Annotated in this window: 5 protein-coding genes; all 5 read right to left on the bottom strand. The window is 63.6% G+C overall.

Going from position 1 to position 6,231, the window contains the following annotated elements; all coding sequences use genetic code 11:
• Positions 1-191: 191 nt before the first annotated feature.
• The 5 genes from trxA to HNO81_RS05430 all read right to left on the bottom strand — a co-directional run bounded on the left by trxA (position 192) and on the right by HNO81_RS05430 (position 6,223).
• Entirely contained in the window at positions 192-518 is a 327-nt protein-coding gene (gene trxA, locus HNO81_RS05450; RefSeq protein ID WP_175317115.1) for a thioredoxin, read from the bottom strand.
• A 36-nt stretch (positions 519-554) separates the two neighbouring features.
• Positions 555-1,511, bottom strand: coding sequence for a thioredoxin-disulfide reductase (trxB, locus tag HNO81_RS05445; RefSeq protein WP_175317114.1), 957 nt, complete (start codon positions 1,509-1,511; stop codon positions 555-557).
• A gap of 212 nt (positions 1,512-1,723) precedes the next feature.
• Positions 1,724-3,361, bottom strand: coding sequence for a discoidin domain-containing protein (locus HNO81_RS05440; protein WP_175317113.1), 1,638 nt, complete (start codon positions 3,359-3,361; stop codon positions 1,724-1,726).
• Positions 3,362-3,523: 162 nt separating this feature from the next.
• Positions 3,524-5,662: a murein biosynthesis integral membrane protein MurJ gene (gene murJ, locus HNO81_RS05435; RefSeq protein WP_175317112.1), complete on the bottom strand. Its 2,139-nt coding sequence runs from the start codon at positions 5,660-5,662 to the stop codon at positions 3,524-3,526.
• 60 nt (positions 5,663-5,722) lie between these two features.
• Positions 5,723-6,223: an NUDIX hydrolase gene (locus tag HNO81_RS05430; RefSeq protein ID WP_175317151.1), complete on the bottom strand. Its 501-nt coding sequence runs from the start codon at positions 6,221-6,223 to the stop codon at positions 5,723-5,725.
• Positions 6,224-6,231: the final 8 nt, after the last annotated feature.

Genomic DNA, 6,231 nt, shown 5'->3' with positions numbered 1-6,231 from the left:
AGCAGTCCCCTCGCGGATGTTTCACGTGAAACGCCAAGGATCGCAGCGATGTCCTTAGTGGATGACATCAAACCTCCGCATTACCCGACAATGCGGACGTTCGGATATCAGAAAACAAAAAAGTGGTCACCGCCCATGGACGGTGACCACTCCTCTACGGCCTGCCAAGGGATGGGAGGCTGCTCCTTGTACTAGGAAAGGACGTCGGAGAATTCCTTCTCGAAGAACTGCTTCGGCTTGGCGCCGATAACAGTGCTCTTCACCTCGCCACCCTGGAAGAGATAGACAGCAGGGATGGAAGTGATTCCGTACTGGGCGGCAATAGCTGGGTTGTCGTCGACGTTTACCTTGACGACGTCCACCTTTTCACCGTACTCCACTGCGATCTCGTCAAGGATCGGACCAAGCTTCCGACAAGGACCACACCACTCGGCCCAGAAATCAACAATGACAGGCTTGTCTGCGGACAGTACATCGGTGCCGAAACTTGCGTCAGTTACATCTTTAGCGTTGCTCATAACCTTTTCTCTCTCTTCGAATAATAAGGGCGCGGATTATGCGGGCAGATCTGCCAGATAGTGCTCGACGTCGATTGCGGCCACACATCCCGACCCGGAGGCGGTGATTGCCTGGCGGTAGGTGGGGTCAACAACATCGCCGGCGGCGAAGACACCCGGCAGGCTGGTCCGGGAACTTCTCCCCTCCACTGCGATAGTTCCTTCAGGCGTCAGTGCCAAGACGTCCTTGACCAGGTCGGTCCGGGGGTCGTTTCCGATGGCCACGAAGACGCCGGTCACCGCGAGTTCGGACAATGAACCGTCCAGGAGATTCTTCAGCCTGAGGCCGGTAACTTTGTCCGTTCCGAGGACATCGTCCACCGTGCTGTTCCAGACAAAGTTAATCTTCTCGTGGGCGCGTGCCCGGTCCGCCATAATCTTGGAGGCCTTCAAGGAATCACGGCGGTGGACAACCGTGACAGATTTAGCGAACTTGGTGAGGAAGAGGGCTTCCTCCATGGCGGAGTCACCTCCACCAATGACAGCAATATCCTGATCCTTGAAGAAGAAACCGTCACAGGTTGCACACCAGCTTACGCCGTGCCCTGACAGGCGCTTTTCGTTGGGCAGGCCCAGCTCGCGGTAGGCCGAGCCCGTGGCGAGTATGACAGCCTTGGCTTTGAAGGTCTCCCCCGTAGCAATGGTGACGGTCTTGACAGCGCCGTCCAGGTGAAGGGCGGTAACATCCTCAAACTGGATTTCAGTCCCAAACCGCTCGGCCTGCTTTTCGAAGTTTTCCATCAGGTCCGGTCCCATGATGCCTTCAGGGAAGCCTGGGTAGTTCTCCACATCGGTGGTGTTCATCAGCTCGCCACCAGCGGTCACCGAGCCTGCGAGCAGCAGCGGCTTGAGGTTTGCCCTGGCGGTGTAGACGGCCGCCGTATAACCTGCCGGGCCAGAACCCACAATGATGACGTCGCGAACGTCCGACGCCGTGTTCTCTTCGATGGTCACTGGACCGTGAACCCCTTCCTTGTTCGACTCGCCTCCGTGTGGAGGCCGGCCACATGGCACAACTGAGTCCGGGTGCTGAATATTCCAGCGCCCGGACGGCGTGAGCCAGCGCAGAAATCAGCTCCAGCCGTCACAGGGGCACCGGCTTAGCCTACATTCCCCGCTCCTGCGGGTTGGAGTCCAGCAGCGGGGGCGCACCAATTGCGACTGAGTTACTGGACCTTGATTTCAGCGAGCCGGAGTCCGTAGCCATACCGGGTTTTGGGTGCCGCGAGCTTGGGGAGCGAGTTGATCGAAACAATCACGTACTGGGCCTGCACCGGTTCCGGAAGGGGCATGTTCAAGTCGGTGGACGTGAAGCTGTTCGTTCCCACTGCCTTGGCGCCGTCCATGGAGGGCTTGTCGTTGGTGTAGACCGTGATGTTTCCACCCGAACCGCCGAGCTGGGACAGGGTAATGGAGGAGACGGTGGAAGTGGACTTCAGTTTCACAACGAGCGGGACGCCCTGGGGAGCCAGGCCGCCCCAGTTCTCCGTTGCGAACTCCATATCCGACCAGTAGCTGGCGGCGTTGCCGTCGTATGCCTTGACCAGGTCGCCGTCGAACGTCGCCGCGAAGTCGAAATTGCCCTGCCGGCTGACACTCTCAATGGCCGGAGCTACAGCCGGAGGCGTGGAGGGGGCGGCCTGCGATGCCGGCGCGGAATTCTCCGGAGCACCGGTTGTGACGGGCGCAGCTGTTGGCTGGGCCTGCGGTTCCGACGTGAAGAGGCTGCCCAGGTTGGTCACGGCGAAGATGAGGCCGGCAATGAGGACCACAGCCAGCAGTCCACCAACAAGCCAGCGCATGGACCGCGGCTGCTCATCGGATTCGTCCCGGTCATCGTCATAGTCGTCACGGTCAGCAAACGGGACACCCGAGGCGGCCGGCGCTGCAGCCCTGGCAAAAAGCGCTGATTTGCCCTTGCCCTGGCGCGGTTCCTCCGGGGCCTCATCGACATCGTCGTAGCGTTCCTGGTCCTCCGCCTGGGCGAAGTCGTCGTTGGACCACAGGGATACTTTGGGCTTGCGTTCCCCAGTGGACGGCGGGGCATCGTGAGTGCTGCCTGCAGCGGCGGTGTCGTTCGGTCCGGTGTCCACCTCAGTTGAAGCTGCACGCCCGGACGCCACCGAGGGGCCGTGCGCCACCGGCTGCGCGGCGGTTGCGTCGGGATCGGTCCGGGAGGACGCTGTCCCCTTTTTTGAAGCGGAAGCGGCAGCGGCGGCACCGGCAACTGCGGCCCCGGCGGCTGCACCGGTGGAAGCCGCTCCCGTGCGGCCCGTCGGTGCGGACTGCGAGGTGGAAGGACGGACGGGAGGCTTGGGCGGAACGGCCGGGGCCGAACGGTAATCATCAACCTGGTTGGGGTGGGACTCGCCGTAACTGATGTAGCCGGCCTCGACGTGGTCTTCCTCGTCGTACGGTTCGGGTTCGTGTGAGCGCGCCTGGCCGAAGATTTCACTGCCCAGCGTATCGGTGAAGAACGGCTCCACATACGGCGGGTTGGGGGCCACCACCAGATCCAGGAGATCAGCGGCAGAAGTGTGGTTGGTGATGAGGTAGGTGGCGTCCTCGGTGACGCCAAGGTCAAGGACCTGCACCGTTCCGGGACGCTCGCCGGTGGCCACTTCGCGGGCGCTCTGCGCAACCTGCTCGGTGTTCTCGGGTCCGGCAACCAGGATACTGACCGGGCGGTTGAGGACCTGGTCCACACCGTCCAGCACCAGATCGTGGTCGTGCGAGGCCAACACTGTGGCGGTGACCTTATAGCGGCCGCCCAGTACTGATCCGACATCGATCGGGTTGGACACGTGTTCCTCCTAGACTGTCCGGGATTGCCGGCCTCCATGACGCAACCGCCGTTCAGGGGAGCGCGCGGCCCACCCTGAATGCAACTACCCCTGTACCTGTTCGATCCTAGCGGATCCGCCCCTGACGGCCGCGGAAAAGACGGGCGCCGCTGCGCAGGGAATCTACTTCCTGCCCTTGCGCCGGTTGCTGAAAAACGGGTTTTCGCCGGCCTTTCCCTGGTACGTCCGGCGCCCAGGCAACGGAATCTGTTCACTGAGCAGTCCTCCCCGGGCCGTGCTTGGCTGATGTTCACCCGGCAGGTAGGACGCTTCGGCACTTGGCCCCGTGCCGTCGTCGTCCGCATCCGGGCGGCGGGAACCACGCTGGGGGTCGGGGCCGGCACGGAAGGACACGGCGTCGAACTCGCCGGAAATCCGGGGAATGAGGCCCGTGTCCACGGACGTGGTGGCCCGCTCCGGCTCGTTCCGTCGGTCAGGTGCGGAACCGTCGGAAGGAGCGTCCGACGGCGCGTTCCCCGCTTCGTGCACGGGCGCCTGGCTGCCCCGGCCGAGCCGTCCCAGCAGGGGCCGCAGCATGTCGCTTAGCTCGGAGACGCGGAAGACCCGGAGGAGCAGGAAGTAGACGGCCAGCATGACCGGCCCCACCACGGCAAGGGTCACAAGCGCCTGGAGACGGCCGCTCCATGCGAACCCGTCCGGGTTGTAGCTGCCCAACAGCCAGAGGGCGCCGGCGCCAGCGATTGCCGAGCCCAGGGCCGCGTATCCCATCCGGATGTACGAGTTGGCGATCCGGGCGCCGTCCAGATGGCCCAGCATGCGGCGCAGGAAGACTGCGCTGATGACCACCGAAAGGATGTTGCCCACCATGTAGAGGACGGCAATGGCATAGATAATCTGGCCCACCGGAAGGAATTGGATGGCGAACGCACCCGCCACATAAACCACTGCCAGGAGCAGCTGCACGTAGAACGGGGTGCGGGCGTCCTCGTTGGCGTAGAACACGCGGGACATCATGAAATTGGCGCTCATGAACGGGGTGCTGAGGGCCAGGATGGTCAGCGTCTGGGCCAGCATGACGCCGTCCTGCACCTTGCCGCCCGAGAAGAACATGCCCAGCGGACCGGCCAGGGCAAACAGCGCCAAGGCGCCAAAGACGGTGGCGACCGCCATGGTCCGCAGCCCGTGCGAGAGGGCATCGCGGAGTTCTGCCCGGTTGCCGTCCTGGGAGGCGCGGGTCATTCGGTTGAACAGCACGGTAGCCAGGGACAGCGCGATGATCGAGTGCGGCAGGAGGTACAGCTGGCTGGCCACCTCAAGGACGGCGTTGCCGGGAAGGGTGGACGCGGCCGGGTCCCCCGCCTCCTGCAGCCGGATCCGCTCCGCACCGGGGATGGTGGCGATGCGCATGACATACAGGAAGGCCAACTGCCCGACGGCGGCGGTCAGGAGAGTCCACACGCTCAGCTTCGCGGCGTGGCCAAGACCCACGCCCCGCCAACCGAACCGCGGGCGGAGTCCGAGTTTCAGTCGGAAAACCGGTACCAGCAGGATGGCCGTTTGGGAGAGGACGCCAATGGTGGAGAACCCGGCCACCAACAATGTCTGCGTGGAACCCCAGTTGTCCAGGGTGTGGGTATTGACGTCGTTGGTGCCAAAGATCCAGATGAACATCCCCAGGCCGGCGATGGCTACCAGGTTGTTCAGGATGGGCGCCCACATGGCGGGGCCGAATGCGCCGTTGGCGTTCAGCACCTGGGTGAGCAGGGCGTAAAGGCCGTAGAAGAAGATCTGTGGCAGGCACCAGAAAGCAAATGTCACCGCAAGGGCCTTTTGCTGTGGCGAGTAACCCTGCGTGGTGAGCTCAATGACCCCCGGCGCGGCCAGGGTGACCAGTGCCGTCAGGCCGAACAGCAGCAGCACCGCCAGCGTCAGCAGCCGGCTGATGTAGTCCGCTCCCCTGTCCGGAGCCTTGCTGGCCTTGATGATCTGTGGGACCAGCACGGCATTGAAGACGCCACCGGCCACCAGGAGGAAGATCAGGTTGGGCAGGTTGTTGGCATTGATGAACGTGTCATTGACCGTTGAACCCAGGCCCAGGGCGGTCCCCAGCATCCAGGTCTTGCCGAAGCCCAAAAATCGCGACACGAGGGTTCCGGCGGCCATGATGGCGCTGGAACGGGTTTCGCTGGGGCGCGCCGGTGCAGGCTCCGCAACGTCCGCGGCCGGTTCGGGGGGCGCGCTGTTAGGCGCGGCGTCATCGGGCCGGGCAGACCGGTCGGAAGGAAAATTGGTAGCTGACATCGCCTTCATCGTCTCACCCGCGGGCGCTTAACACCGCAATGGCGACGGTGGCGTCCGGGCTTAAAGATGCCCGGGGAGTACCTCGCGGGCGAGGTCGGCGATGCGGCGTTCGTTGGGGAAGGACAGCTTCCTGGCCAGCTCCTGGATGGGCACCCAGGCAACGTCAACGGCTTCCTGGTCAGGATCGTTTTCGATGGTCAGTTCCCCACCCGTGGCACGCAGCAGGTAGTGGTGCACGGTCTTATGGACCCGGTGGCCGCTGACGGTGAACCAGTAGTCGATGCTGCCCAGCGGCGCGAGGATGCTGCCTTCGATGCCGGTCTCCTCGGCAATCTCCCGGACCGCGGCCTCTTCGTTGTTTTCCTTGCCCTCAGGATGGCCCTTGGGCAGGCACCACTCGAGGCGTCCACCCCTGTTAAGGCGGGCGATGATCGCAACCCTTAATTCGGCGTCGGACGTGTCCACCACAACGCCGCCGGCCGATACTTCCTCAACCGTGGGCAGCGATGCCGGTGCCGACTGCTGGGCAGGGGCAACGTGCGCACCGATTGCCGACGGCAATGGTGCGT

It is taken from the genome of Pseudarthrobacter sp. C4D7, from assembly GCF_013359725.1.
Classification (GTDB): Bacteria; Actinomycetota; Actinomycetes; order Actinomycetales; family Micrococcaceae; genus Arthrobacter.
The sequence above is the reverse complement of the archived record's forward strand: the minus strand, read 5'-3'. Positions and strand labels throughout refer to the sequence as shown.

Excerpts from the sequence above, each read along its gene's own strand:
- trxA (WP_175317115.1), bottom strand. The coding sequence starts at position 518 with ATGAGCAACGCTAAAGATGTAACTGACGCAAGTTTCGGCACCGATGTA.
- murJ (WP_175317112.1), bottom strand. The coding sequence starts at position 5,662 with ATGTCAGCTACCAATTTTCCTTCCGACCGGTCTGCCCGGCCCGATGAC.